Annotated in this window: 2 tRNA genes and 2 rRNA genes; all 4 read right to left on the reverse strand. The window is 50.1% G+C overall.

Going from position 1 to position 2,627, the window contains the following annotated elements:
- A 23S ribosomal RNA gene (locus MSL71_RS26230) occupies window positions 1-1,963 on the reverse strand; the annotation flags it as partial.
- Window positions 1,964-2,118: 155 nt separating this feature from the next.
- Window positions 2,119-2,194 (reverse strand) — tRNA-Ala (locus MSL71_RS26235).
- Window positions 2,195-2,216: 22 nt separating this feature from the next.
- Window positions 2,217-2,294 (reverse strand) — tRNA-Ile (locus MSL71_RS26240).
- A 108-nt stretch (window positions 2,295-2,402) separates the two neighbouring features.
- Window positions 2,403-2,627 (reverse strand): 16S ribosomal RNA (locus MSL71_RS26245); the annotation flags it as partial.

Consider the following 2,627-nt stretch of genomic DNA (forward strand, 5'->3'; position numbering starts at 1 on the left):
ACTAACAAATCCCCTTAACCTTCCGGCACCGGGCAGGCGTCAGACCCTATACATCGTCTTGCGACTTAGCAGAGTCCTATGTTTTTAGTAAACAGTCGCTACCGCCATTTCTCTGCGACCTCTGTCTGCTCTGGACGCGAAGTCCGTCACATATATGAGGTACACCTTCTCCCTAGGTTACGGTGTGATTTTGCCGAGTTCCTTAACCAGGGTTCTCTCAAGCGCCTTGGGATTCTCTCCCTGCCTACCTGTGTCGGTTTGCGGTACGATCACCTTACAATCTCGATAGAAGATTTTCTTGGCAGTATGGGATCAATCACTTTATGCACATACGTGCTCGTCATCACGTCTCGGCCTTAAAGAGAAGCGGATTTACCTGCCTCTCAAGCCTACCTGCTTGAACCGGGATGTCCAACACCCGGATGACCTACCCTTCTGCGTCCCTCCGTCTCTCAAACGATTGCACGGTGGTACAGGAATATTAACCTGTTTTCCATCACCTACGCCTTTCGGCCTCGGCTTAGGGATCGACTAACCCTGAGAAGATTAGCTTTACTCAGGAAACCTTAGGCTTTCGGCGAGCAGGTTTTTCACCTGCTTTATCGCTACTCATGTCAGCATGGGCTCTTCTGATCGGTCCAGCCGTTCTTTCGATCGACCTTCAACCCTACAGAATGCTCTCCTACCGTCAGTATAAATACTAACCCGCAGCTTCGGTACCATACTTAGCCCCGTTACATCTTCGGCGCGGACTCACTCGACCAGTGAGCTGTTACGCTTTCTTTGAAGGATGGCTGCTTCTAAGCCAACCTCCTGGTTGTCTAAGCATTTCCACTTCCTTTACCACTTAGTATGGATTTAGGGACCTTAGCTGGCGATCTGGGTTGTTTCCCTCTCGACCGCGGAACTTAGCTCCCGCAGTCTGACTCCTGCGATAAATGTCAACGGTATTCGGAGTTTGATTAGGTTTGGTAATCTGGTGAGACCCCTAGCCCATTCAGTGCTCTACCCCCGTTGCATAGTTACGCAAGGCTATACCTAAATATATTTCGGAGAGAACCAGCTATTTCCAAGTTTGTTTGGCCTTTCACCCCTATCCACAGCTCATCCGAGCACTTTTCAACGTGCGACGGTTCGGGCCTCCACGTGATTTTACTCACGCTTCACCCTGGCCATGGATAGATCACTTGGTTTCGGGTCTAATCCACGCAACTCATTTCGCCCTGTTCAGACTCGCTTTCGCTACGGCTACACCTATCGGCTTAACCTTGCTACGTAGATTAACTCGCTGACTCATTATGCAAAAGGCACGCGGTCACACGGTCCGAAGACATCGTGCTCCCACTGCTTGTAAGCAAACGGTTTCAGGTACTATTTCACTCCCCTCACAGGGGTACTTTTCACCTTTCCCTCACGGTACTGGTTCGCTATCGGTCGTCAAGTAGTATTTAGCCTTATGAGATGGTCCTCACAAATTCCCACAGAATTTCTCGTGTTCCGCGGTACTCGGGTGTCTGACAAGGGAGGTTGATCGCTTTCTCTTACAGGGCTGTCACCTTCTACGGCCATCCTTTCCAGAATGCTTCAGATAACAATCAACTTTGTAACTCCCCCCACCTGCTGGAGCAGATGGAAGTCAAATCCCACGACCCCGCATACACAACGCCTCCAGGCTTGACATGTATACGGTTTAGGCTCTATCCCGTTCGCTCGCCGCTACTTGGAATATCGTTTTTACTTTCTCTTCCTGAGGTTACTTAGATGTTTCAGTTCACCTCGTTCGCCCCCTTAACCTATGTATTCAGTTAAGGGTAGTGTAAAATTAATCACACTGGGTTCCCCCATTCAGAAATCTCCGGATCAAAGCTTATTTAGCAGCTCCCCGAAGCTTATCGCAGCTAGTCACGTCTTTCATCGCCTCTTGACGCCAAGGCATCCGCCGTTTGCTCTTAGTAGCTTAGCCACAAAAAACTTACCACAAATACGCTGAGCGCTTTATTGAATCTATATCCTAATTGTCAAAGATCATCTTTACTCACCAAACACCTGAGGCGCTTGGTAAGTCAGAACAAGAGAAAAGACCCATAAGGGCCTTGTCTGTTCTTCTGAAAACCGATGTGGTGGAGGATAGCGGGATCGAACCGCTGACCTCCTGCGTGCAAGGCAGGCGCTCTCCCAGCTGAGCTAATCCCCCAGGGTCTTCAGACTATGTAGGGTGGTGGGCCTGGGTGGAATTGAACCACCGACCTCACGCTTATCAGGCGTGCGCTCTAACCGGACTGAGCTACAGGCCCCTACCAGTACATCGGTCTGCATTGAAAAGATCAAGGGGTACTTGATCCCTCAAAATCAGTAAGCAGCTCACATCAACTTGCGAGCTTTTGTCTTTTGTCTTTCCTTAGAAAGGAGGTGATCCAGCCGCTGGTTCCCCAACGGCTACCTTGTTACGACTTCACCCCAATTATCAACCATACCTTAGGTGCCTGCCTCCCCGAAGGGTTAGCCCAACAACTTCTGGTACAATCAACTCTCGTGGTGTGACGGGCGGTGTGTACAAGGCCCGGGAACGTATTCACCGCGGCATGCTGATCCGCGATTACTAGCGATTCCAACTTCATGGAGTCGAG

Source organism: Desulfoluna butyratoxydans, assembly GCF_900699765.1.
Taxonomy (GTDB): domain Bacteria; phylum Desulfobacterota; class Desulfobacteria; order Desulfobacterales; family Desulfolunaceae; genus Desulfoluna; species Desulfoluna butyratoxydans.